The organism is Pseudomonas sp. BAY1663 (genome assembly GCF_000582595.1).
Taxonomy (GTDB): Bacteria; Pseudomonadota; Gammaproteobacteria; order Pseudomonadales; family Pseudomonadaceae; genus Stutzerimonas; species Stutzerimonas stutzeri_AF.
The window spans coordinates 15,487-39,318 of record NZ_AZSV01000040.1; the positions used below are offsets into that span (position 1 = coordinate 15,487).

General features: G+C 68.1%; 13 protein-coding genes and 7 pseudogenes. 7 read left to right on the forward strand and 13 right to left on the reverse strand.

Annotated elements, in window-relative coordinates:
• Window positions 1-26: 26 nt before the first annotated feature.
• Both BAY1663_RS12785 and purE read right to left on the reverse strand, forming a co-directional pair.
• Window positions 27-1,112, reverse strand: a complete 1,086-nt coding sequence (locus BAY1663_RS12785) for a 5-(carboxyamino)imidazole ribonucleotide synthase (RefSeq protein ID WP_037041394.1) — start codon at window positions 1,110-1,112, stop codon at window positions 27-29.
• A gap of 60 nt (window positions 1,113-1,172) precedes the next feature.
• Window positions 1,173-1,661: a 5-(carboxyamino)imidazole ribonucleotide mutase gene (gene purE / locus BAY1663_RS12790; protein WP_037041396.1), complete on the reverse strand. Its 489-nt coding sequence runs from the start codon at window positions 1,659-1,661 to the stop codon at window positions 1,173-1,175.
• Between the two features lie 253 nt (window positions 1,662-1,914).
• Here purE and adhP point away from each other — a divergent pair.
• Window positions 1,915-2,942: pseudogene (adhP, locus tag BAY1663_RS12795) on the forward strand (alcohol dehydrogenase AdhP).
• Window positions 2,943-2,996: 54 nt separating this feature from the next.
• On the opposite strand, the gene BAY1663_RS12800 reads toward adhP, so the two are convergent.
• Window positions 2,997-3,923 (reverse strand): LysR substrate-binding domain-containing protein, encoded by a 927-nt coding sequence (locus tag BAY1663_RS12800; RefSeq protein WP_037041400.1) that lies wholly within the window; start codon window positions 3,921-3,923, stop codon window positions 2,997-2,999.
• A gap of 177 nt (window positions 3,924-4,100) precedes the next feature.
• On the opposite strand from BAY1663_RS12800, the gene BAY1663_RS12805 reads away from it, so the two are divergent.
• Both BAY1663_RS12805 and BAY1663_RS12810 read left to right on the forward strand, forming a co-directional pair.
• Window positions 4,101-5,525: an aspartate ammonia-lyase gene (locus BAY1663_RS12805; RefSeq protein WP_037041402.1), complete on the forward strand. Its 1,425-nt coding sequence runs from the start codon at window positions 4,101-4,103 to the stop codon at window positions 5,523-5,525.
• Window positions 5,526-5,614: 89 nt separating this feature from the next.
• Window positions 5,615-6,872, forward strand: a pseudogene (locus BAY1663_RS12810) (dicarboxylate/amino acid:cation symporter).
• Between the two features lie 83 nt (window positions 6,873-6,955).
• Here BAY1663_RS12810 and BAY1663_RS12815 read toward each other — a convergent pair.
• Window positions 6,956-7,772 (reverse strand): annotated as a pseudogene (locus BAY1663_RS12815) (helix-turn-helix domain-containing protein).
• Between the two features lie 172 nt (window positions 7,773-7,944).
• Here BAY1663_RS12815 and BAY1663_RS12820 point away from each other — a divergent pair.
• Together BAY1663_RS12820 and BAY1663_RS12825 are read left to right on the forward strand one after the other, a co-directional pair.
• Window positions 7,945-9,360 carry a sodium:alanine symporter family protein gene (locus tag BAY1663_RS12820; RefSeq protein WP_037041418.1) on the forward strand — a complete coding sequence of 472 codons (1,416 nt, stop codon included), beginning with the start codon at window positions 7,945-7,947 and terminating at the stop codon, window positions 9,358-9,360.
• Window positions 9,361-9,437: 77 nt separating this feature from the next.
• Window positions 9,438-10,430, forward strand: a complete 993-nt coding sequence (locus BAY1663_RS12825; RefSeq protein ID WP_037041404.1) for an asparaginase — start codon at window positions 9,438-9,440, stop codon at window positions 10,428-10,430.
• A 7-nt stretch (window positions 10,431-10,437) separates the two neighbouring features.
• Here the strand turns inward: BAY1663_RS12825 and BAY1663_RS12830 are convergent.
• Window positions 10,438-12,930, reverse strand: a pseudogene (locus BAY1663_RS12830) (sensor histidine kinase).
• A gap of 211 nt (window positions 12,931-13,141) precedes the next feature.
• Here BAY1663_RS12830 and BAY1663_RS12835 point away from each other — a divergent pair.
• Complete coding sequence (locus BAY1663_RS12835) at window positions 13,142-13,951, forward strand: ABC transporter substrate-binding protein (protein ID WP_037041406.1); 810 nt, start codon at window positions 13,142-13,144, stop codon at window positions 13,949-13,951.
• A gap of 38 nt (window positions 13,952-13,989) precedes the next feature.
• Here the strand turns inward: BAY1663_RS12835 and BAY1663_RS12840 are convergent, their stop codons facing one another.
• The 6 genes and pseudogenes from BAY1663_RS12840 to BAY1663_RS12865 all read right to left on the reverse strand — a co-directional run bounded on the left by BAY1663_RS12840 (window position 13,990) and on the right by BAY1663_RS12865 (window position 20,356).
• On the reverse strand, window positions 13,990-14,688 hold the full coding sequence (locus BAY1663_RS12840; protein WP_037041408.1) for a carbonic anhydrase: 699 nt from the start codon (window positions 14,686-14,688) through the stop codon (window positions 13,990-13,992).
• Window positions 14,689-14,730: 42 nt separating this feature from the next.
• A pseudogene (gene glsB / locus BAY1663_RS12845) lies at window positions 14,731-15,638 on the reverse strand (glutaminase B).
• Between the two features lie 64 nt (window positions 15,639-15,702).
• Complete coding sequence (locus BAY1663_RS12850; protein ID WP_037041411.1) at window positions 15,703-16,005, reverse strand: P-II family nitrogen regulator; 303 nt, start codon at window positions 16,003-16,005, stop codon at window positions 15,703-15,705.
• Window position 16,006: 1 nt separating this feature from the next.
• Window positions 16,007-16,948, reverse strand: a complete 942-nt coding sequence (locus tag BAY1663_RS12855) for a sodium-dependent bicarbonate transport family permease (protein ID WP_037041413.1) — start codon at window positions 16,946-16,948, stop codon at window positions 16,007-16,009.
• Between the two features lie 171 nt (window positions 16,949-17,119).
• A complete protein-coding gene (oadA, locus tag BAY1663_RS12860; protein WP_037041415.1) occupies window positions 17,120-18,931 on the reverse strand; it encodes a sodium-extruding oxaloacetate decarboxylase subunit alpha in 1,812 nt (603 codons plus the stop codon).
• A 10-nt stretch (window positions 18,932-18,941) separates the two neighbouring features.
• A pseudogene (locus BAY1663_RS12865) lies at window positions 18,942-20,356 on the reverse strand (acetyl-CoA carboxylase biotin carboxylase subunit).
• Between the two features lie 257 nt (window positions 20,357-20,613).
• Here BAY1663_RS12865 and BAY1663_RS12870 point away from each other — a divergent pair.
• Window positions 20,614-21,540: a LysR family transcriptional regulator gene (locus tag BAY1663_RS12870; RefSeq protein ID WP_164838455.1), complete on the forward strand. Its 927-nt coding sequence runs from the start codon at window positions 20,614-20,616 to the stop codon at window positions 21,538-21,540.
• Between the two features lie 135 nt (window positions 21,541-21,675).
• On the opposite strand, the gene BAY1663_RS24475 is transcribed toward BAY1663_RS12870, so the two are convergent.
• Both BAY1663_RS24475 and BAY1663_RS12875 read right to left on the reverse strand, forming a co-directional pair.
• Window positions 21,676-21,834 carry a hypothetical protein gene (locus BAY1663_RS24475; RefSeq protein WP_164838454.1) on the reverse strand — a complete coding sequence of 53 codons (159 nt, stop codon included), beginning with the start codon at window positions 21,832-21,834 and terminating at the stop codon, window positions 21,676-21,678.
• Between the two features lie 129 nt (window positions 21,835-21,963).
• Window positions 21,964-23,832: pseudogene (locus BAY1663_RS12875) on the reverse strand (heavy metal translocating P-type ATPase); the annotation flags it as partial.

Sequence of the window (23,832 nt, forward strand, 5' to 3'; positions counted from 1 at the left end):
TTCGCCGCAGCCGGACGGCCGGGCGGTCACGGGTGGGGGATCAGCGTCTCCACGGCGGTGATCTGCCGGTCCAGGGTGGCGCGGTCGGGGCAGCGCAGCGTCGCGTGGCCGACCTTGCGTCCGGCCTTGAAGGCCTTGCCGTAGTGGTGCAGGTGGCAGTCCTCGATGGCGACGACCCGGGCCACCTCCGGCACCTCGCCGATGAAGTTGAGCATGGCGCTCTCGCCCAGCTTGGCGGTCGAACCCAGCGGCAGGCCGGCCACCGCGCGCAGGTGGTTCTCGAACTGGCTGCACTCGGCGCCTTCGATGGTCCAGTGCCCGGAGTTGTGCACGCGCGGGGCGATCTCGTTGGCCTTCAGGCCGCCGTCCACCTCGAAGAACTCGAAGGCCAGCACGCCGACGTAGTCCAGCTGCTCGAGCACGCGGCCGACGTAGTCCTCGGCCAGCGCCTGCAGCGGGTGGTTGCTGCTGGCCACCGACAGGCGCAGGATGCCGCTCTCGTGGGTGTTGTGTACCAGCGGGTAGAAGCAGGTTTCGCCGTCGCGGCCGCGCACGGCGATCAGCGAGACCTCGCCGGTGAACGGCACGAAGCCTTCGAGGATGCACGGCACGCTGCCCAGTTCGGCGAAGGCACCGGCGACGTCGGCCGGCTTGCGCAGCAGCTTCTGGCCCTTGCCGTCGTAGCCCAGGGTGCGGGTCTTGAGCACCGCCGGCAGGCCGATGGCGGCCACCGCGGCATCGAGGTCGGCCTGCGACTGGATGTCGGCGAATTCCGGGGTGGGGATGCCGAGGTCCTTGAACATGGATTTTTCGAACCAGCGGTCGCGGGCGATGCGCAGCGCTTCGGCGCTCGGGTAGACCGGCACGAACTGCGAAAGGAAGGCCACGGTCTCGGCCGGCACGCTCTCGAACTCGAAGGTCACCAGGTCCACCTCGTCGGCCAGCCGGCGCAGGTGTTCCTTGTCGTCGTAGTCGGCGCGGATGTGCTCGCCGAGGGCCTGGGCGCAGGCGTCCGGCGCCGGGTCGAGGAAAGCGAAGCTCATGCCCAGCGGAGTGCCCGCCAGGGCCAGCATGCGGCCCAGCTGGCCGCCACCGATCACACCAATTTTCATAACTCACGGCCCTTCGTTAGGCGGCCATCCGCGCGCGCCGATGGCAAGTGTAGAACCCGCTCAGCCGCGCGGGTCCGGGTTGTCCAGCACGGTCTGGGTCTGCTCGTCGCGGAATGTCTTCAGCGCGGCGTGATACTCGGGGAATTCGTGGCCGAGGATGCTCGCCGACAGCAGCGCCGCATTGACCGCCCCGGCCTTGCCGATGGCCAGGGTCGCGACCGGCACGCCGGCGGGCATCTGCACGATCGACAGCAGCGAATCGACGCCCGAGAGCATCGACGACTGCACCGGCACGCCGAGCACCGGCAGGTGGGTCTTGGCCGCGCACATGCCCGGCAGGTGCGCGGCGCCGCCGGCACCGGCGATGATCACGCGCAACCCGCGGGCTTCGGCCTGTTCGGCGTACTGGAAGAGCAGGTCCGGGGTGCGGTGGGCGGAGACCACCGTCACTTCATGGGGAATGCCCAGTTTTTCCAGCATGTCGGCGGTGTGGCTGAGGGTGGACCAGTCGGACTTGGAGCCCATGATCACGCCTACCAGTGCGGTCATCGTCGTGCCTCTCTTCGGCGCCTGCGGGCGCATCAGGAACAACGGCCGCGCTGAAGCCAGCGCGGCCGTGCAGGAAACATGGCCGGAACCGGTCCGACCGAGGGCCGCGCAGTATAGCGCAAGCCCCGGCCCGCCGGCACCCGCGACCATGCGCGCGGCAAAGTTCTGAATAGGCGCTAGAGTTGCCCGAAGTCAATTGCGATGCCTTTCAGGAGCGCAGACCGGGCGTTCCTACTGCACAGGAGACTCCCCCATGACCCAGACCATGAAAGCCGCCGTGGCACATGCCTTCGGCGAACCGCTGCGGATCGAGGAAGTGAAGGTCCCACTGCCCGGCCCCGGGCAGATCCTGGTGAAGATCGAGGCCTGCGGCGTCTGCCATACCGACCTGCACGCGGTGGAAGGCGACTGGCCGGTGCGCCCCAGCCTGCCGTTCATTCCCGGCCACGAGGGCGTCGGCTACGTCGCCGCGGTCGGCAGCGGCGTGACGCGCGTCAAGGAGGGCGACCGCGTCGGCGTGCCCTGGCTGTATAGCGCCTGCGGCTGCTGCGAACATTGCCTGACCGGCTGGGAAACCCTCTGCGCCGCGCAGCAGAACACCGGCTATTCGGTCAATGGCGCTACGCCGAGTACGTGCTGGCCGACCCCGACTACGTCGGCATCCTGCCCAAGGCGGTGGCGTTCGACGAGATCGCGCCGATCCTCTGCGCCGGGGTCACGGTGTACAAGGGCCTGAAGATGACCGAGGCCCGTCCCGGTCAGTGGGTGGTGATTTCCGGCGTCGGCGGGTTGGGTCATGTCGCGGTGCAGTACGCCCGGGCGATGGGGCTGCACGTGGCGGCGGTGGACGTCGATGACGCCAAGCTGGAACTGGCGAAGAAACTCGGCGCCAGCCTGACCGTCAATGCCCGCAGCGAGGATCCGGTGGCGGTCATCCAGCGCGAGATCGGCGGTGCCCATGGCGTGCTGGTCACCGCGGTCTCCAACAGCGCTTTCGGCCAGGCCATCGGCATGGCGCGCCGGCGCGGCACGGTGGCGCTGGTGGGGCTGCCGCCGGGCGACTTCCCCACGCCGATCTTCGACGTGGTGCTCAAGGCCATCAGCATCACCGGCTCGATCGTCGGCACCCGCGCCGACCTGCAGGAAGCGCTGGATTTCGCCGCCGAGGGCCTGGTCAAGGCCACCATCCATGCCGGCCAACTGGACGACATCAACCAGATCTTCGACCAGATGCGCGCCGGCGCGATCGAGGGCCGCATCGTGCTGAACATGGGCACGTAGCGCTTTTCGCAGGAGCCGGGGGACGCCGAGTCCTGCATGTCGCGATAACGGGCCCTAGCGTTCGAGCGGCGCGACGGCCGGCTGGCCGGCGCCGCTTTCCAGCTTGCGCCAGAGCAGCCGCACCGGCGCCTTGCGCACCAGCGCACAGCGGTACAGGCGGATCTCCAGCGGCACCCGCCAGTGCGCCCCGCCGCTGACCACCAGTTCGCCCCGCGCCAGCTCGGCGCTCACGCTCAGGCGCGGCACCCAGGCCAGGCCGAGCTTCTGCATCGCCATGCTCTTCAGGCTGTCGGCCATGGCCGTCTCGTAGACCGTGGTCGAGCGCAGCCCGCGCTGGCGCAGCAGCGCGTTCACCGAGCGGCCCAGCGAGGCGCCGGCGCTGTAGGCCAGCAGCGGCACGCTCTGTCCGCCGTCGGGATCGAACAGCGGCGCACCGGCCTCGTCCACCGCGGATACCGGGACGATCTCGGTGCGCCCCAGCGCCAGCGAGGGGAACAGCTCGGGGTCCATCTGCAGGGTGGCTTCCGGGTCGTGGTAGGCGAGGATCAGGTCGCAGGCGCCTTCGCGCAGCGAATGCACCGCCTCGCCGACGTTGGTCGCCACCAGCCGGCTGTTGACCGGCACGCCGTCGCGGCGCAGCTGCGCCAGCCATTCGGGGAAGAAGCCCAGCGCCAGCGAATGCGCCGCGGCGATCTGCAGCACCTCGCCACGCTGGCCCTCGAGGTTGTGCAGGTAGCGCACCACCTCGCCGACCTGCTCGACCATGTTGCGCGCGGTGACCAGGAACAGCTGGCCGGCCTCGGTCAGCTCCACCGGTGTGCGCGTACGGTTCACCAGGGTCAGCCCCAGGGTGTTCTCCAGGCTGCGGATGCGCCGGCTGAACGCCGGCTGGGTGACGAAGCGGCGCTCCGCCGCCTGGGAAAAGCTGCGCGTCGCCGCCAGCGCGACGAGATCTTCCAGCCATTTGGTCTCGATGTTCATGCGGCCCTCCCGGCTCTGCCTGTGCGCAATAACGCTCATCGACCGAACGGCGTCACAGCATCATTATGCCGATCATGCATGGGGCAGCGGATAACGGCATTGGCCGCCTGGCGGCCGTAACCCTTATGTTAGCGCCCGTCGCGGCCACTGCCGCTTTCCCCCTGGATAAGAGTCATCATGTCCTGCGCTGCATCCTTTCGCCTCGAAAAAGACCTGCTTGGCCCGCTCGAAGTACCCGCCGATGCCTATTACGGCATCCAGACCCTGCGCGCGCTGAACAACTTCCGTCTCTCCGGCGTGCCGCTGTCGCACTTTCCCAAGCTGGTGGTCGCCCTGGCCATGGTCAAGCAGGCCGCCGCCGATGCCAACCGCGAGCTGGGGCATCTCGCCGAGGCCCAGCACCGGGCGATCAGCCAGGCCTGCGCGCGGCTGATCCGCGGCGAATACCACGAGCAGTTCGTGGTCGACATGATCCAGGGCGGCGCCGGCACCTCGACCAACATGAACGCCAACGAGGTGATCGCCAACCTGGCGCTGGAGCACATGGGCCACGCCAAGGGCGAGTACCGCCACCTGCACCCGAACAACGACGTGAACATGGCGCAGTCGACCAACGACGCCTACCCCACCGCCATCCGCCTCGGCCTGCTGCTCGGCCATGACACCCTGCTGGCCAGCCTCGACAGCCTGGTGCAGGCCTTCGCCGGCAAGTCGGCCGAATTCGCGCACATCCTCAAGATGGGCCGCACCCAGCTGCAGGATGCGGTGCCGATGACCCTCGGCCAGGAATTCCGCGCCTTCGCCACCACCCTCGGCGAGGACCTCGAACACCTGCGGTCGATCGCCCCGCAACTGCTGGTCGAGGTCAACCTCGGCGGCACCGCCATCGGTACCGGTATCAATGCCGACCCCAGCTATCAGGCGCTGGCCGTGCAACGCCTGGCCACCATCAGCGGGCAGCCGCTGAAACCCGCCGCCGACCTGATCGAGGCCACCTCCGACATGGGCGCCTTCGTCACCTTCTCCAGCATGCTCAAGCGCCTGGCGGTGAAGCTGTCGAAGATCTGCAACGACCTGCGCCTGCTCTCCAGCGGCCCGCGCACCGGCATCAACGAGATCAACCTGCCGCCGCGCCAGCCGGGCAGCTCGATCATGCCGGGCAAGGTCAACCCGGTGATCCCCGAGGCGGTCAACCAGGTGGCGTTCGAGGTGATCGGCAACGACCTGGCGCTGACCCTGGCGGCCGAGGCCGGGCAGCTGCAGCTCAACGTCATGGAGCCGCTGATCGCCTACAAGCTGTTCGACTCGATCCGCCTGCTGCAGCGCGCCATGGACATGCTGCGCGAGCACTGCGTCAACGGCATCAGCGCCAACGAGGCGCACTGCCGCCAGCTGATGGAGAACTCCATCGGCCTGATCACCGCACTCAACCCCTACATCGGCTACGAGAACGCCACGCGCATCGCCGGCCAGGCGCTGCTCGGCGGGCGCGGCGTGCTGGAGCTGGTGCGCGAGGAGCGGCTGCTGGACGAAGCCACCCTGGCCGACATCCTGCGCCCGGAAAACATGATCGCGCCGCGGCTGGTGCCGCTGAAGGCCTGATCACCCCGCCGGCCCGGTCACATGGCCGGGCCTCGCTGCGGGCCGCCCGCCGCGGCCCGTCCGCACAATAACAACAACAGGAAAATTCCATGACCCAGAGTACGACCCTCTCCGCCCCTCTGCGCCTGCTCGTCCGCCTGCCGCTCTGGCAGCAGATCCTCATCGGCCTGGCCCTCGGCGTCGCCGCCGGCATGGCCTTCGGCGCGGATGCGCAGCTGCTGGCCCCCGTCGCACGCTGTTCCTCAACGCGATCAAGATGCTCATCGTGCCGCTGGTGTTCGTCTCGCTGGTGGCCGGCATCACCTCGATGCAGGACAGCGCCAAGCTCGGGCGCATCAGCCTCAAGACCATCGCCATCTATCTGGTGACCACCGCCTTTGCGGTCAGCATCGGCCTGCTGTTCGGCGCGCTGTTCAGCCCCGGCGAAGGGATGAACATGGTCGCCAGCGGCACCCAGGAGGCCAAGCAGGCGCCCTCGCTGGTGTCGATCCTGGTCGGCCTGGTGCCGTCCAACCCGGTCACCGCCTTTGCCGAAGGCAACATCCTGCAGATCATCGTTTTCGCCATCGCTCTGGGTGTGAGCATCAACCTGATCGGCGAGCGCGGCGCGCCGGCGGTGCGCCTGTTCGATGCGCTGGCCGAGACCTTCTACAAGCTCACCGACCTGGTGATGCGCGTCGCGCCGATCGGCGTCTTCGCCCTGACCGCCGGCGTGGTCGGCAGCCATGGCGCCGAAGTGCTGCTGCCGCTGGCGGGCGTGATCGGCGTGATCTACCTGGCCAGCATCGCCCATGTGCTGCTGGTCTACGGCGGGCTGCTCGGCCTGCTGGGGCGGCTCAATCCGCTGCGCTTCTTCCAGGGTATCACCCCGGCGCTGGCAGTGGCTTTCAGTACGTCCAGCAGCTCCGGCACGCTGCCGGTGTCCATCGAATGCGCACGCAAGAACCTCGGCGTGTCCGAGGGCGTGGCCGGTTTCGTGCTGCCGGTGGGCGCCACCATCAACATGGACGGCACGGCGATCTACCAGGGCGTGCTGGCGTTGTTCATCGCCCAGCCTTCGGCATCGACCTGGGCGCCGGGCAGTACGCGATGATCATCCTCACCGCGACGCTGGCCTCCATCGGCACCGCCGGCATTCCCGGCGCCGGGCTGATCATGCTCGGCCTGGTGCTCACCGCCGCCGGCCTGCCGCTCGAAGGCGTGGCGCTGATCGCCGGAATCGACCGCATCCTCGACATGGCGCGCACCACGGTGAACGTCGCCGGCGACCTGATGACCACCACCCTGGTCGGTCGCAGCGAGCAGGAGTTGGATCGCGCGATCTACGACAGCGGCAACAAGGAGTGAGCGCCCCGCTGCTTGCCAGCGCGCCTTGCTTCAAGCAGGAATCGCCGAGCGCTCGGGCCGTAGCCGTTAGCGCAGGGAATGCCTCAGTCGATACCGAACAGCCCGTTCTCCACGTGCGAGGTCGCCAGACGCTCGCGGATCTCCGGGTCGATGCGCGGGTCGTCCGGGCTGTAGAGCATCACCTGGCGATAGGCGCTGACGCGGTTGATCTCCTTGCCCAGGAATTCCCAGACCACGCGGGTGCAGGCCGGCGTACGCCGATCGCCTGAGGAGACGCCGGTCTTCAGCCGTTGAGGCGGGTGATGCGGCTCTTGAAGCTGGGAATGAGGATGGTCTGGCTCATCTCGTTGAGCGTCAGCGACTCGTAGTCGATCAGGAACAGGCGGTCCTGCAGGCCGAACGCAGCGCCCAGGTAGCGACAGCGAACCCAGTCCTCGGCCTGGCCGAGCGTCGGGCTGGCGCGTTCCTGGCGCTCCTGGCGCTCGAACAGGTACAGGCCGTTCTCCTCGCGCAGGTGCACCAGGGAGATCAGCACGCTGCCCGGCACCGACAGGCAGTTGGCGTATTCGAAGTAGTAGCCGCAGTAGCGCGACAGGCTCGTGGCCTGCTCACGCAGCGGCTGCAGCAGCGTCAGCAACGGATCGTCCGCGGCCCGGCCTGGGCCTCCGGGTGGCGCGCACCGACCAGCCGGGCGAACTGCTCCGGCGGCATCTCCAGCTCGTAGCCTTCCACCCCGAAGAAGTCGCCGATGCGCTTGAGGTTGAACGGCGTCGGCCGGCTCTGCCCGCCCAGGTACTTGTTGAACTGGGCGCGATTGATGGCGAGCTTGCGGCACACCTCGGCGATGGAGCGGTAATGGCTGCACAGCAGCTTGAGATTTTCAGCGAGGTGGGAGGTCACAGGCGTTGGCCCTGATCTGACGCGAGTGTCGCCATTCTAGCATCAGGTCGCGTCATATCGCGGCCAGCCGCGAAATTGCTCCGCGTACCCCTGCTGTTGAAACATCCCCGGCTTGCACGGCGCAGCGGCGCGCGCCGGATGCCCTAACAACGACAACAAGGTGAACATCGCCATGCTCGACCTTCTCAACGACCTTATCTGGAGCAAACTGCTGATCGTCATGCTGATCGGCCTGGGCTTGCTCTTCACCATCCGCTCCGGCTTCGTCCAGTTCCGCTATTTCGGCAACATGTTCACGATCTTCGGCCACGCCTTCGAGCGGCAGCCGGGGCAGCTCTCCTCCTTCCAGGCGCTGATGCTCTCGGTGGCCGGCCGGGTCGGCGCGGGCAACATCGCCGGGGTCTCGGTGGCGATCATGCTCGGCGGCCCCGGCGCAATCTTCTGGATGTGGGTGGTGGCCCTGGTGGGCATGGCCACCAGCTACTTCGAGTGCTCGCTGGCGCAGCTGTACAAGCGCCGCGAACCGGACGGCACCTACCGCGGCGGCCCGGCGTTCTACATCCAGCACGGTCTGGGCCAGCGCTGGCTGGGCATCGTCGTGTCGATCCTGCTGCTGATGACCTTCGGCTTCGGCTTCAACGCCGTGCAGTCGTTCACCGTCGCCAGCTCGCTGCACGACACCTTCGGCGTACCCACCGTGGCCAGCGGCATCGCCCTGACCCTGGTGATCGGCGGCATCATCTTCGGTGGCATCCGCCGCATCGCCAAGTGGGCCGACGTGCTGGTGCCGGTCATGGCCTTCTCCTACCTGGGCATGGCGCTGTTCGTCATCGGCAGCAACGCCAGCGCGGTACCGGAGACCTTCGGCCTGATCTTCCGTAGCGCCTTCGGCCTCGAGCAGGCCTTCGCCGGCGGCATCGGCGCAGCCATCCTGATGGGCGTCAAGCGCGGCCTGTTCTCCAACGAGGCGGGCCTGGGCAGCGCGCCGAACGTCGCCGCCGTGGCCGAGGTCAAGCACCCGGTGGCACAGGGCATCGTACAGTCGCTGTCGGTGTTCATCGACACCATCATCCTGTGCAGCTGCACCGCGCTGATCATCCTGCTCTCCGGCGCCTACGAGCCGGGCATGGACCAGGCCGGCGTGGTGCTGACCCAGACCGCCGTCGCCGCCGTCGTTGGCGAGTGGGGCCGGGTATTCGTCAGCATCGCGCTGCTGCTGTTCGTATTCACCACGCTGATCTACAACTACTACCTGGGCGAGAACGCGCTGGGCTTCTTCACCGAGAAGCGCACCCCGGTGGTGATCTATCGCGTGCTGGTGATCATCCTCGTGCTCTGGGGTTCGGTGCAGGACCTGGGCACCGTATTCGCCTTCGCCGACGTCACCATGGGCCTGCTGGCGATCTGCAACCTGATCGCCCTGGCACTGCTGTTCAAGGTCGGCCTGCGCCTGATGCGCGACTACGACAACCAGCGCAAGGCCGGTGTAGAGTCGCCGGTGTTCGATCCCGCGCAGTTCGCCGATCTCGATCTCGACCCTGCCGCCTGGCCGGCCAAGGCCGGGGACGACGCCGCCACTCGTTCCTGAGGCTTTTTGTAGGAGCCCGGGGGGACGCCCGGGCTCTTACAGGGACCGCATCAACTCCCACCCTTCGAGGAGATCCCATGCCGGCTTCCAGAAAACTCCTGGTGCTGTACACCGGCGGCACCATCGGCATGCAGCAGAGCGCCGACGGGCTGATGCCCGCCTCCGGCTTCGCCGAGCGACTGCGCGCCCAGCAGGCCTTGCACCCGGAACGGCAGCTGCCGGAGTGGCAGTTCCGCGAACTGCTGCCGCCGATCGACAGCGCCAACATGAACCCGCACAACTGGCTGGCCATGGTCGCGGCCATCCGCCGCGGCGTCGAAGCGGACGGTTGCGACGCCGTGCTGGTGCTGCACGGTACCGACACCCTGGCCTACAGTGCCGCGGCGCTGAGCTTCCTGTTGCTGGGGCTGGGGCTGCCGGTCGTGCTGACCGGCTCCATGCTGCCGGCCGGCGTGCCGGGCAGCGATGCCTGGGACAACCTGTTCGGCGCCATGCAGGCGCTGCAGCTTGGGGTGGCGCCCGGCGTGCACCTGTACTTCCACGGTGCCCTGTTGCATGGCGCACGCGCCAGCAAGCTGGGCACGGCGACTCTCGACGCCTTCGCCGAGCCGCCACGCCAGCGCCGCGGCCAGCGCGCCGCGGCCATTCCGTCCAGCCTCGATTACCGCACCCCGCGCCGGCCGGTCGATCTCGCCGTGCTGCCGCTGTTTCCCGGCGTGCAGGCCGCCCAGCTACGGGCGCTGCTGGCCAGCGGCGTGCAAGGGCTGGTGCTGGAATGCTACGGCAGCGGCACCGGGCCGACGGACGATGCCGAGCTGCTGGCCGCGCTGCAGGAGGCACAGGCGAACGGCGTGGTGGTCGTCGCGATCAGCCAGTGCCCGCAGGGGCACGTCGAGTTCGGCCTGTATGCCGCCGGCAGCAAGCTGGCCGCCTGCGGGCTGTTGAGCGGCGGCGGAATGACCCGCGAGGCGGCGCTGGGCAAGCTGTTCGCCCTGCTCGGCGCCGGGCTGGCGCCGGCCGAGGTGGCGCACTGGTTCGCCCTGGACCTGTGCGGCGAGCGCGCCGACTGAGCGGTCCTCAGCCTTGGCCGTCCCCGTCGGGCGCACGCGTCAGTTCGATCCAGAAACGGCTGCCGACGCCCGGCTCGCTGTGCAGGCCCATCTGGCCATTCATCAGCCGGGCGAACTCCAGGCACAGCGACAGGCCGATGCCGGTGCCCTGGATCACGCTGTTCTCCCGACCCAGGCGCTGGAAGGTTCGAAGACCTGCCCCTGCTGCTGCGGGTCGATGCCCAGGCCGGTGTCCTCCACCAGGATGCGCACGCAGGCGCTGCTGGCTTCCACGCGCAGGCCGATGCGCCCCTGCGGGACGTTGTACTTCATCGCGTTGGACAGCAGGTTCAGCAGCACCTGGCGCAGGCGCAGCGGCTCGGCGAACACCCGCAGCCGCGCCTCCGGCAGCTGCAGGTCCAGCTCCAGGCCGCGCTGCTGGATTTCCAGGGTGATCATCTCGGCACACTCGCGGACCAGGCCGCGCACCTCGACCGCCTGCAGTTCGAGCCGCGGTCGCTCCGTCTGCAGGCTCGACCACTCGAGGATCTCCGCCAGCAGCTGGTTGAGGTGGCGACTGGCGAGGAGGATTTCGTCCAGGTATTCGGCGGCCTCGGCCTGGCTCTCGTCGTCGCAATCCATGCGCATCAGCTGGGCGAAGCGAGGATCGCATTGAGCGGGGTGCGCAGTTCATGGCTGATGCCCGACAGCAGGTGGCTCTTCGCCTCGCTGGCGGCCTGCGCCTGCAACGTCGCCGCGCGCAGCTCTTCCTCGCCACGCTTGAGCGCATCGATATCCACATGGGTGCCGGCCAGGACCCAGGCCAGGCCGGTCTGCGGGTCGCATTCGAGCACCCGACCGCGGGTCAGCAGCCAATGGTAGCGGCCCGTGGCGTCGGCGAAGCGGTACTCGGCCTCGTAGCGCTGCTGCAGCCCCTGCTGGATTCGCTGCACTTGCGCCAGCGCCGCCGGCAGGTCGTCGGGGTGAATGCGCTCGCGGAAGCGCTCGCCGTTGAGCCGCCCGGACGGTAGCCCGAAGCGGCCGACCATGTTGCCGCGCAGTTGCAGCATGCCGTCGCGCAGGTCGTACTCCCAGAGGCTTTCGGTGGCGCTCTCCAGCACCAGTTCCAGGCGGCTCTGGGTATGCGAGCGCTGCGTCTCGCTATGCTCCAGTTGTTGGCCGATGGCCAGGGTGTGCCGGGCCATCTCGTCCAGCTCGCGAATCTGCGCCTGCACCGGTTGCGGGCGCCAGCGGCCCAGGCCGATCTCGCCCATCGCCCGCGAGATACCGGCGATCGGCCTCAGCAGCGCCTGGCTGAGCCGGCGTGCACGCCACCACATGAAGGCGAAGAAGCCGATGTAGAACAGCACCAGGCCGGCGATCAACAGGTAGCGAGATGCTGGTAGCGGCTGGCCAGGGTGTGGGTCTGGCGGAACACCTCGGCCTCGTCGACCACCGCCAGCAGATGCCAGCCGGTCTGCGCCACGGTGGTCCAGGCCACCAGCTGCGGCCGGCCACCAAGCCTGACCTGCTGCACCCCGCGGGTACGCCCGGCGATGGCCGCGGCCAGCTCGGCGGTCTCGCCGCGCCGGTCGAGGCGGAAGTCCTCGGGCTTGAACATCTCCCGGCGGATCGCCTCCAGGTAGGAGTGATCGGTCAGCTCGGCGAGGCCGAAATCCTTCTCGCCGGGCTCGGGCAGCGCCATGATCGACAGGTCGTCGTCGACCAGCAGGGCGTAGCCGCTCCAGGGCACCCGCAGCTGGCCGATCTGCTCGAGGATGCCGCTGACGGTGATGTCGATACCCACCACCCCTTCGAGGAAATCGCCGCGATACACCGGGGCGATGGCCGACATCATCCAGCCGTGCCCGGCGGGGTCGAGGTAGACCTCGGTCCAGACCACGCCACGCGCCGGGTTGTGCGCGGCATCGGCCAGGTAATAGAAGTTGTAGGCGGGGATGTCCATGTCCGCCGGGTACTGGTCGAGGGTGAAGAACCAGGGGTAGATGTGGTTGAGGCTGTCCCAGCTGTTGAAGTACAGGCTGGCCACCAGCGGATGGCGCGCCTTCAGCTCCCTCATCAGCGGCTCGAGACGGCGCAGCCGGGCGATCTTGTCCAGATCCTGCCGCCCGGCCGGGGTGGCGCTGGAATAGAAGACCGCCGCGCCACCGTCGTCGGCCGGGCTGTAGCGCACCCCGCCGGGGCTCAATGCCAGCGCCGGCGGCAGCGCCGGTTCGCCAGCGAGCAGGGCGTCGGCGGTGAGGTTGCGGTACAGCTCGGTCAGCGCGGCGATCTGGCTCAGTTGCTCGTTGATCAACCGCGACTCCAGGTTGACCGAAGCCTGCAGGTCGGTCAGCGCGGTCTGGCGCAGGTGCTCGATCTGCGCGTCGCGAATGGCGCTGTTGGTCAGCAGGTAGACGGCGATGAGTGCCGTTTCCACCAGGATCAGCGGAATCAGGGCACTGCGAACGAAGGCACGCCAGATCCACTGGCGCAGCCCGATGGGACGTCTCGTGGGCACGGCTGGGCTCCAGCGAACCGCGGGCGGGGCGCTAAGTGAGAGGACTGGCGGCAGCGCCGGATCATAGCATCAAGCTCGGAAAAACCCATTCCCGCCCGTTGAGCGGCCATCCCCGACCGTCCGGGGCTTGCGCCAGTGGCGAGGCGGGCAGAGGCCCGCTACCCTTGCCCGCGCCAACAATAAAAACAAATCGCATCAAGGAGCCGATGTCATGGCCAGATCCAGCACCGCCTGCGCGCTGTTCGCCCTGCTGCTGACGGGCGCCGCCGGCGTCCATGCCGAGTTGCCGGACAACTACCGCGTCATCCTGCAGACCGACAACTTCCCGCCGTTCAACATGGCGCCCAACCTGAAGAACTTCGCCCGCGGCGACGAAGTGCAAGGGATCGGCGCCGACACCGTGCGGGAAATCTTCAAGCGCGCCGGCATCGCCTACAGCCTGGCCCTGCGCGGGCCCTGGAGCAGGCTCTACGAACAGACCCTGCAGGACGCCGACCACGGCCTGTTCTCGGTCGCCCGGACCACGCAGAACGCCGGGCTGTTCAAGTGGGTCGGGCCGCTGGCGCACCACGACAGCGTGCTGCTGGCACTGCCCGAGCGCGGCCTGAAGCTGCAAAGCCTGGCCCAGGCCGGCAACTATCGGATCGGCGGCTACAAGAACGGCAGCGTGAACCTCTACCTCGAGAGCCAGGGCCTGGCGCCGGGCGACAGCCTCAGCGACCCGGAAAACCTGCGCAAGCTGCTCGGCGGACGGATCGACCTCTGGGCCGTCGCCGACCCGGTGTGGCGCTACTATGCGCGCCAGCAGGGCGTGGAGGAGCGGCAGTTGCAGGTGGTGCTGAACTTTCGCAGCGAGCCGCTCTACCTGGCGCTGAGCCGCGACACCCCGGACGAGGTGGTCGAGCGCCTGCAGCAGGCACTCGACGCGGTCATCGGCGAAGGCTACGCCGGCTGCAGCAAGACCCCCGATCTCTGCTACCTGATCCGCGATCGCGGCAAGGTGCTCGCCGGCAGCCGCTGAGCGCGCCCGGAGGACGCGCCGCAGCTCGTGGCCAGGCTTCAGCTCTGCAGGTAGCGCGGCTTGGGCGTGGCCATCGGCAGCGGGCCGTCGCCGATCAGGCGGAACCTGCCCTGCTCGGCGTCGTAGGCGCGGATTTCGCTGGTCTCGATGTCGTACAGCCAGCCATGGATGAACAGCTGCCCGCTGGCCAGGCGCGCCGCCACCGAGGGGTGGGTGCGCAGGTGGTCGAGCTGGGCGACGACGTTCTCCTCGGTGAGGATGCCCAGGGTGTCGTGGTTGGCGCAGCCGCAGTTCTGCTCGACGACGATCTTCGCCACCTCGGCATGCCGCAGCCAGGCCTTCACCGTCGGCATGCGTTCGAGTTCGGCGGGGTTGAGCACCGCCTTCATCGCACCGCAGTCGGAATGACCGCAGACGACGATGTGCTGCACGCCGAGGGCCATCACGGCGAACTCGATCGCAGTGGAAACGCCACCGTTCATCTGCCCGTACGGCGGCACCACGTTGCCCACGTTGCGGGTGACGAACAGGTCGCCGGGCGAGCTCTGGGTGATCAGCTCCGGAATGATCCGCGAGTCGGCGCAGGTGATGAACATCGCCCGCGGCGTCTGCTCGTAGGCGAGCTTCTTGAACAGTTCGCGCTGCTGCGGGTAGACCTCCTCGCGGAAGCGCTTGACGCCTGAGACGATGTGTTCGAGGGCCTCCTGGGCGGTTTCGCTCGTCTTGCCGTCGCTCATGTTCAGTTCTCCAGTTGCAAAGGTAGGCGCCATCACGGCGCGTCAGAATACGGACCAGCCGATGCGCTGCGACAGCGCCTCCAGCGCGGCCATGCCGATCAGCGAGTTGCCGGCGGCGTTGAGCTCCGGCGACCAGACGCAGACGGTGAAGCGGCCGGGTACCACCGCGGCGATGCCGCCGCCGACGCCGCTCTTGCCGGGCAGCCCGACCCGATAGGCGAAGTTGCCGGCCTCGTCGTAGAGGCCGCTGGTAGCCATGATGGCGTTGACCTGCTTGGCCTGACGCGGCGCCAGCACGGCCTCGCCGCTCTGCGGGCAGACGCCGTCGCGGGCGAGGAAGCCGAACGCACGGGCCAGGTCGACGCAGCTCATGCGCAGCGCGCAGTGGTGGAAATAGCTGCGCAGCACCGCCTCGACGTCGTTGTGGAAGTTGCCGAACGACTGCATCAGATAGGCCATGGCGGCGTTGCGCGCGCGGTGCTGGTACTCGGACTCGGCGACGCGGGTATCCGAGACGATCAGCGGGTTGCCGGAGAGGTGGCGGACGAAGTCGCGCATCGACAGTTCGGGCGTGGCGAAGCGCGACTGGTTGACGTCGCAGATCACCAGCGCGCCGGCGTTGATGAACGGATTGCGCGGACGGCCGCGTTCGAATTCCAGCTGCACCAGCGAATTGAACGGCTGCCCGGAGGCTCATGGCCGAGGCGCTCCCATAGCGACTCGCCACGATGGCCGATGGCCTGCACCAGGCTGAATACCTTGGAAATGCTCTGGATCGAGAACGGCGTCTGCGCGTCGCCGGCCTGGAACAGCTCGCCGTCGGCGCTGCACACGGCGATGCCCAGCTGATCGGGCGCCACGTCGGCCAAGGCCGGGATGTAACTGGCCACACGGCCCTGCCCGAGCAGCGGGCGCACCTCGTCGAGAATCTCCTGCAACAGCGCGTGCATCGTCAGCTCCATCGGTCCTGGTGGAGGATGGACGCCCGCGCGGGCCACGGCATCACAGCGCGGCTCAGAACTTCTCCGGGCGCAGCACTTCCACCTCGGCCAGGTAGCAGACCATGGCGAAATTGGCGTAGTAGCGGGCCTGCAGGTGCTCGGCGATGCGCTCGGCCAGCTCGCGGTTGCAGATCACCTCCAGGCGGATGTTGCCGTCGCTGTCCCAGCCGGCGCTGCGCACGCCGCGGCTGCCGCTGCCGCGGGCGTCGGACAGGGTCCAGCCCGGAGCCCCCAGGGTTTTCAGGTCGGCCTCCAGCTTGTGTTCCAGCGCCGCCTCGCAGATCACGGTCAGCAGTGTTCGATTGTGCGCGTTCATCTCAGAACCCCCAGGCGATCAGCCGCTCGGCCAGGGCCAGGTAGAGCGGAATGCCGATCAGGATGTTGAACGGAAAGGTGATGCCCAGCGACGCGGTCAGCGACAGCGACGGATTGGCCTCCGGCACCGCCAGGCGCATCGCCGCCGGCACCGCGATGTAGGACGCACTCGCCGCCAGCGTGGCGAGCATCGCCGTGCCGCCCAACGAGAGCCCCATGAAGCGCGCCAGCAGCGCGCCGATCAGCGCACCGATCAGCGGCATCGCCAGGGCGAAGGCGGCGAGCTTGACCCCGTAGCGCTTGAGCGAGCCGAGCTGGCCGGAGGCGATCAGGCCCATCTCCAGCAGGAAGAACGCCAGCACCGGTTTGAACATGCTGGTGTACAGCGGCTCCAGCGGCTTGATCGCCTCCTTGCCGGCGATCGCCCCGATCAGCAGGCCGCCGAGCAGCAGCATGATGCTCTTGCCGAGGAAGATCTCGCGGCCCAGCTCCTTCCAGTCGGTATCGCGCGAGACGCCCTTGGCCAGCAGGATGCCCACCAGGATCGCCGGAATCTCGAGGATCGCCACGAACAGCGGCATGTAGCTTTCGAAGAACATCTCGCGCGCCGCCAGGTACGCCACCACCACGGCGAAGGTACCGGCGCTCACCGAACCATAGTGCGCCGCCACCGCCGCGGCGTTGACCCGGTCGAAGCGCAGGCCGCGCAGCAAACCGAACGCCAGGATCGGCAGCAGCACGCCCAGCGCCAGCACCAACAGCGACTGGCCGAGCAACGCCGCACTGGCCTGCTCGGCCAGCTCCACCCCGCCATGCAGACCGATCGCCAGCAGCAGTACGATCGACAGCGTCTCGTAGAGCGCTGGCGGTAATTTCAACTCGCTCTTCACCAGCCCGGCGAGCAGGCCGAAGACGAAGAACAGCACTACCGGGTCGATGCCCATCTAGATTCTCCACAGCTCGGAAATCGAGCTGCCCGAAAAAAAGGAGCCGCATGGGCTCCCAAAGGGGACGCGTTGCCAGCGCCGCGCGTTCCGCTGTCCGTTGCGCAGCCCGGCCCGGCGAGGCAGGACGACGCTGGCCTGGCGCAAGCGGATCGCCGCGCCAGCCTTCACTCAGCCCTCGATCTCGATCAAGACTTCTCCCGGATTCACCCGGTCACCTTTGCCGACGTGCACGGCCTTGACGGTGCCGGCGATCGGCGCCTGGATCTCGGTTTCCATCTTCATCGCCTCGCTGACCAGCACCGCCTGGCCGGCCTTGACCGCATCGCCTTCCTTGACCAGCACGTCGACCACGTTGCCCGGCATGGTGGTGCTGACGTCGCCCGGCGCGCTGGCCTGCTTGCGCTTGCTGCCGCCGGCGCCGACGAAGTCGTTGAGCGGCTCGAACACCACTTCCTCCGGCATGCCGTCGATGGACAGGTAGAAGTGGCGCTTGCCCTCGGCCTTGACGCCGACCCCGGTGATGTCGACACGGTAGCTCTCGCCGTGCACGTCGATGACGAACTCGGTCGGCACGCCTTCCTGGCCGGCGACGCCCGCGCTGCCGGGAATCGGCAGCAGCGCCTCGGGCTGCAGGGTGCCGGCCTCGCGCTCCTCGAGGAACTTGCGGCCGATGTCGGGGAACATGGCGTAGGTCAGCACGTCCTCCTCGCTCCCGGCCAGGGCGCCGATGTCCTTGCGCAGCTTGTCCAGCTCGGGCGGCAGCAGGTCGGCCGGGCGGCCCTCGATGACCTCCTCGCTGCCGATGGCCTGGAAGCGCAGGTGCTCGTTGACCGGCGCCGGCGCCTTGCCGTAGCGGCCCTGCAGGTAGTACTTCACCTCGGTGGTGATGGTCTTGTAGCGCTCGCCGGCGAGCACGTTGAAGAACGCCTGGGTGCCGACGATCTGCGAGGTCGGGGTAACCAGCGGCGGATAGCCGAGGTCCTTGCGCACCTTGGGGATCTCCGCCAGCACTTCGTCCATGCGATGCAGCGCGCCCTGCTCCTTGAGCTGGTTGGCGAGGTTGGAAATCATCCCGCCGGGCACCTGGTTGACCTGGACGCGGGTGTCGACGCCGGTGAACTCGCTCTCGAACTGGTGATACTTCTTGCGCACGGCGTAGAAGTACAGGCCGATCTCCTGCAGCAGTTCCAGATCCAGGCCGGTGTCGTACGGCGTGCCCTTGAGCGCGGCGACCATGGATTCGGTGCCCGGATGGCTGGTGCCCCAGGCCATGCTGGAGATGGCGGTGTCGATGCGATCGGCGCCGTTCTCCACCGCCTTGAGCTGGCACATGCTGGCCACGCCGGCGGTGTCGTGCGAGTGCACCACCACCTCCAGCTCCGGCAGCGCCGCCTTCAGCGCCTTGACCAGCTCGCCGGTGGCGTAAGGGGTGAGCAGCCCGGCCATGTCCTTGATGGCGATGGAGTCGATGCCCATCGCCGCCATCTGCCGCGCCTGCTCGACGAAGGCCTCGACGGTGTGCACCGGGCTGGTGGTATAGGCGATGGTGCCCTGGGCGTGCTTGCCGCTCTTCTTCACCGCGCGGATGGCGGTTTCCAGGTTGCGCACGTCGTTCATCGCGTCGAAGATGCGGAACACGTCGATGCCGTTCTCCGCGGCCTTGGCGACGAAGGCCTCGACCACGTCGTCGCTGTAGTGGCGGTAGCCGAGCAGGTTCTGCCCGCGCAGGAGCATCTGCAGGCGCGTGTTGGGCAGCGCCGCCTTGAGCTGGCGCAGGCGCTCCCAGGGGTCTTCCTTGAGGAAGCGCACGCAGGCGTCGAAGGTCGCGCCGCCCCAGACTTCCAGCGACCAGTAGCCGACGCGGTCGAGCTTGTCGCAGATCGGCAGCATGTCCTCGGTGCGCATGCGGGTCGCCAGCAGCGACTGGTGGGCGTCGCGCAGGATGGTGTCGGTGACGGTGATTTTCTTCTGGACGGTCATGGTGCGTTCCTCACAGGCCTGCGTGGGCGGCGATGGCGGCGGCGATGGCCAGGGCCAGTTCGCCCGGCTTGCGTTTGATTGAGTAGTTCAGCAGTTCCGGATGGTTGTCGACGAAGCTGGTGTTGAACTGGCCGCTGCGGAAGTCCGGATTGGCGAGAATCTGCTGGTAGTAGGTGGCGGTGGTCTTCACGCCCTGCACGCGCATGTCGTCCAGCGCGCGCGAGCCGCGCGCCAGCGCCTCTTCCCAGGTCAGCGCCCAGACCACCAGCTTCAGGCACATGGAGTCGTAATACGGCGGGATGGTGTAGCCGGTGTAGATCGCCGTGTCGGTGCGCACGCCCGGGCCGCCGGGGGCGTAGTAGCGGGTGATCTTGCCGAAGCAGGGCAGGAAGTTGTTGCGCGGGTCCTCGGCGTTGATGCGGAACTGCAGGGAGAAACCGCGATGCTGGATGTCCTCCTGCTTGACCGACAGCGGCAGGCCGCTGGCGATGCGGATCTGCTCGCGGACGATGTCGATGCCGGTGATTTCCTCGGTGATGGTGTGCTCCACCTGCACCCGGGTGTTCATCTCCATGAAGTAGACCTGCCCGTCGGCGAGCAGGAACTCCACGGTACCGGCGTTCTCGTAGCCACCGCCTTGGCCGCGCGCACGGCCAGGTCACCGATGTAGGCACGCTGCTCGGGGGTCAGCTGCGGGCTCGGCGCGATCTCGACGAGCTTCTGGTTGCGGCGCTGGATCGAGCAGTCGCGCTCGAACAGGTGCACGGTGTTGCCGAAGCTGTCGGCCAGCACCTGGGCCTCGATGTGCTTGGGCTCGACGATGCACTTTTCCAGGAACACCTCGGCGCTGCCGAAGGCCTTGGTCGCTTCGGAGATCACCCGCGGGTAGGCCGCCTCCAGCTCCGCCCGCGAGTTGCAGCGGCGGATGCCGCGCCCGCCGCCGCCGGAGGTGGCCTTGAGCATCACCGGATAGCCGATACGCTCGGCCTCGCGCAGCGCCTCGGCGAGATCGGCGACATTGCCCTCGGTACCCGGCGTGACCGGCACGCCGGCCTTGATCATGCTGCGCCGCGCCTCGGTCTTGTCGCCCATGCGGCGAATCACCTCGGCCGAAGGGCCGACGAACCTGATCCCGCGTTCGGCGCAGATGTCCGCCAGGTCGGCATTCTCGGAGAGGAAGCCGTAGCCGGGATGCAGCGCATCGCAGCCGGTTTCCACCGCCAGGTTGACCAGCTTGCGCGGGTTCAGGTAGCCGGCCAGCGGGTCCTCACCGATGAAGTAGGCCTCGTCGGCGCGCTTGACGTGCAGCGCATGGCGGTCGGCCTCGGAAAATATCGCCACCGAGCGCACGCCCATTTCGGCGCAGGCGCGGACGATGCGCACCGCGATTTCCCCGCGGTTGGCGATCAGCAGCTTCTTGATCACGCTGTCTTCCCTCGGATCGTTGAGCAGGCGACCCGATGCCGGGCCGATGATCACTCGCCTATGGCAGCGAGTTTTTTCACCCTACGCCCGCTGGGGCGATTACTGAAAATGAATAATTGTTTGCTTTAGAATAAGTAAAAACTTATAGATAACGGCTATTTGGCGTAATCTTGGCCGGATGGTCAAGGTTACGTCGGGCATGAGCCGATACAGCCATCCTTCGATGAATAGCGGAGAACAGGATGCGAAAATCGCTGATGCGCATGACATTGCGCCAGTTGCAGGTGTTTCGTGCGGTTTGCGAGAGCCGCTCCTACAGCCGCGCCGCGGAAGAAATGGCGCTGACCCAGCCGGCGGTGAGCCTGCAGATCCGCCAGCTGGAAGAGCTGGTCGGCCAGCCGCTGTTCGAATATGTCGGCAAGAAGCTCTACCTCACCGACGCCGCCGAAGCGCTGCAGCGTGCCAGCACCGATATCTTCGGCCGCCTGGACAGCCTCGACATGCAGCTGTCCGACCTGCAGGGCTCGCTGCAGGGGCAACTGAACCTGGCGGTGGAATCCAGCGCCAAGTACATCACGCCGCACCTGTTCGCCGCGTTCAGGCGCCTGCACCCGGAGGTCAGCCTGCAGCTGGTGGTGGTCAACCATGCCCAGGCGGTGCGCCGCCTGAACCTCAGCCGCGACGATCTGCTGATCATGAGCCAGGTGCCCGCGGACATGCCGCTGGACTTCCTGCCCTTTCTCAACAACCCCATCGTCGCGGTAGCGCCGCCGGAACATCCACTGTGCGCGCGCGGCGAGCTGCAACTGCAGGACCTCACCGCCTACCCGCTGCTGGTGCGCGAAAGCGGCTCCGGCACGCGCAAGGCCTGCGAGGAATACTGCCACCAGAAGCGCGCGCATTTCGCCCAGACCCTGGAGATCGGCTCGTTGGATGCCCAACGCGAGGCGGTGATCGCCGGCCTCGGCCTGGCCCTGCTGCCGCGCCACGCGGTGTACCAGGAACTGGCCCAGGGCCTGCTGCGCGAACTGCCGGTGGCGGAGCTGCCGCTGTTTCGCAGCTGGTGCGCGGTCAACCTCCGCGGTCGCCGCCTGTCGCCGGTGGCCCAGGCGTTCCTCGGTTTCATCCGCAGCGAACGCGAACTGATCGCCGGGCTGGCCAGGCGCTTCGACGCGACCGACTGAGTCACTTGCTTATAAAGGCTATATCTGAGCTCTCCACTGCGGATGGACGCATCCCCGTAGGAGCGGGCCATGCCCGCGAGGCTTTTTGCGTGCAGCTATTCGCGGGCATGGACTCGGCGTCCCCGCCCACTCTCATCAAACATAAAATAACGCATTGTTTTTTATGAAGAAGATTTCAAAGCCCAGCGTGCAGGCGTAGGGCGGGTTGCAACCCGCCGAACGGGGTTCGCACCACACCCGGGCAAAGCCGGAACGGAGCACTCGATGCTTTCGCAGGGCCGGGTTCGCGCGCATGGCGCGCTCCTACAGGCCCCTGCCCCCGCGCGACAGTGCCGCGACAAAGACGCGGAGGCACCTCCTACGGACATCCAGGACCGCTTCATACGTCGAGCAACAACATGCAGCTGAGACATGCCTTGCCGCTCAGGCCCGCAGCAGGCGCAGGCCGTTGAACACCACCAGCAGGCTGACGCCCATGTCGGCGAATACCGCCATCCACATGGTCGCCTGGCCAGCCAGGGCGAAGCCCAGGAACAGTGCCTTGATCACCAGGGCCAGGGCGATGTTCTGCCGCAGGATGGCGACGGTGGCGCGCGACAGGCGGACGAAGGCGGGGATCTTGCGCAGGTCGTCGTCCAGCAGCGCCACGTCGGCGGTTTCGATGGCGGTATCGGTGCCGGCGGCGCCCATGGCGAAGCCGATCTCGGCCCTGGCCAGGGCCGGCGCATCGTTGATGCCGTCGCCGACCATGCCCACCGGGCGTCCCTCGGCCTGCAGGCGCGCGATGGCGTCGAGCTTGTCGGCCGGCAGCAGGTTGCCGAAGGCTTCGTCGATGCCCACCTGGGCCGCGATGGCCTGTACCGTGTGCGGGTTGTCGCCGCTGAGCATGGCGGTCTTGATTCCCAGTTCGTGCAGTTCGGCGATGGCCGCACGGCTGCTCTGCTTCACCGTGTCGGCCACGGCGAACAGCGCCAGCGGGCGCACCGAATCGCACAGCACCACCACGCTCTTGCCCTGGCGCTCCAGGGCATCCAGGCGCGCCTCCAGCCCGGCGCTGCACAGGCCCAGCTCCTCCACCAGGCGGTGATTGCCGAGCTGGTAATCCTGCCCCGCCACCCGGCCACGCACGCCGCGCCCGGCCAGGGCCTGCAGGTCCTCGACCGCCAGCGGCTCGATGCCCTCCTCCCGCGCCCGGTGGGCCAGTGCCTGGGACACCGGATGGTCGGAGCGCGCCGCCAGGCTGGCGGCCACGGCCCGGAAGCTACCATCCACATCCGCCACCAGCGCCTGATGATCGGTCTGCCGCGGCCGGCCGTGGGTGACGGTACCGGTCTTGTCCAGCGCCAGGCGGGCCAGATGCCGGCCGCTTTCCAGGTAGACCCCGCCCTTGACCAGGATGCCCTTGCGCGCCGCCGTCGCCAGACCGCTGACGATGGTCACCGGGGTCGAGATCACCAGCGCACAGGGGCAAGCCACCACCAGCAGCACCAGGCGCGGTAGATCCAGTCGAACCAGGCGCCATCCATCAGCAGCGGCGGCAGCACGGCGACGGCCAGAGCGAAGAGCACCACCGCCGGGGTATAGACCTGCGCGAAGCGGTCGACGAAGCGCTGGGTCGGCGCCCGCGACGCCTGGGCCTGCTCCACCGCATGGATGATGCGCGCCAGGGTGGTGTCGCCGGCCAGCGCGGTGGCGCGGTACTCCAGTTCGCCGGCGCCGTTGAGGGTGCCGGCGAACAGCGGGTCGCCCGGGCCCTTGTCCAGCGGCAGGCTCTCGCCGGTGATCGGCGCCTGGTCGACCGTCGAGCGGCCGGCGAGCACCTCGCCATCCAGGCCGATGCGCTCGCCGGGGCGCACCCGCACCCGCGCCCCCAGCGGCACCTCGGCCAGCGGCAAGACGATCCAGCTGCCATCGGTCTGCTGCACGCTGGCCTGCTCCGGGGCCAGTGTCATCAAGCCGCGGATGGCGTCGCGCGCGCGGTCCAGCGATCTGGCCTCGATCAGCTCGGCGACGGTGAACAGCACCATGACCATGGCCGCTTCCGGCCACTGGCCGATCAGCAGCGCGCCGGTCACCGCGATGCTCATCAGCGCGTTGATGTTGAGGTTGCGGTTCTTCAGGGCGATCCAGCCCTTGCGGTAGGTCCCCAGCCCGCACAGGCCGATGGCCAGCAGCGCCAGGACGAAGACCGGCCAGCTACCCTCCTGGCCACTGAAATGCACGAGCTCGGCCGCCAGCGCGGCCGCCCCGGCCAGCGCCAGGGTCCACCAGCGCCGGACCGGGGCGATGACC

Bases quoted from the DNA above. Each gene is read 5' to 3' on its own strand.
- BAY1663_RS12785 (WP_037041394.1), bottom strand. From the start codon at position 1,112: ATGAAAATTGGTGTGATCGGTGGCGGCCAGCTGGGCCGCATGCTGGCC.
- purE (WP_037041396.1), bottom strand. From the start codon at position 1,661: ATGACCGCACTGGTAGGCGTGATCATGGGCTCCAAGTCCGACTGGTCC.
- BAY1663_RS12800 (WP_037041400.1), bottom strand. From the start codon at position 3,923: ATGAACATCGAGACCAAATGGCTGGAAGATCTCGTCGCGCTGGCGGCG.
- BAY1663_RS12805 (WP_037041402.1), top strand. From the start codon at position 4,101: ATGTCCTGCGCTGCATCCTTTCGCCTCGAAAAAGACCTGCTTGGCCCG.
- BAY1663_RS12820 (WP_037041418.1), top strand. From the start codon at position 7,945: ATGCTCGACCTTCTCAACGACCTTATCTGGAGCAAACTGCTGATCGTC.
- BAY1663_RS12825 (WP_037041404.1), top strand. From the start codon at position 9,438: ATGCCGGCTTCCAGAAAACTCCTGGTGCTGTACACCGGCGGCACCATC.
- BAY1663_RS12835 (WP_037041406.1), top strand. From the start codon at position 13,142: ATGGCCAGATCCAGCACCGCCTGCGCGCTGTTCGCCCTGCTGCTGACG.
- BAY1663_RS12840 (WP_037041408.1), bottom strand. From the start codon at position 14,688: ATGAGCGACGGCAAGACGAGCGAAACCGCCCAGGAGGCCCTCGAACAC.
- BAY1663_RS12850 (WP_037041411.1), bottom strand. From the start codon at position 16,005: ATGAACGCGCACAATCGAACACTGCTGACCGTGATCTGCGAGGCGGCG.
- BAY1663_RS12855 (WP_037041413.1), bottom strand. From the start codon at position 16,948: ATGGGCATCGACCCGGTAGTGCTGTTCTTCGTCTTCGGCCTGCTCGCC.
- oadA (WP_037041415.1), bottom strand. From the start codon at position 18,931: ATGACCGTCCAGAAGAAAATCACCGTCACCGACACCATCCTGCGCGAC.
- BAY1663_RS12870 (WP_164838455.1), top strand. From the start codon at position 20,614: ATGCGCATGACATTGCGCCAGTTGCAGGTGTTTCGTGCGGTTTGCGAG.
- BAY1663_RS24475 (WP_164838454.1), bottom strand. From the start codon at position 21,834: ATGCGCGCGAACCCGGCCCTGCGAAAGCATCGAGTGCTCCGTTCCGGC.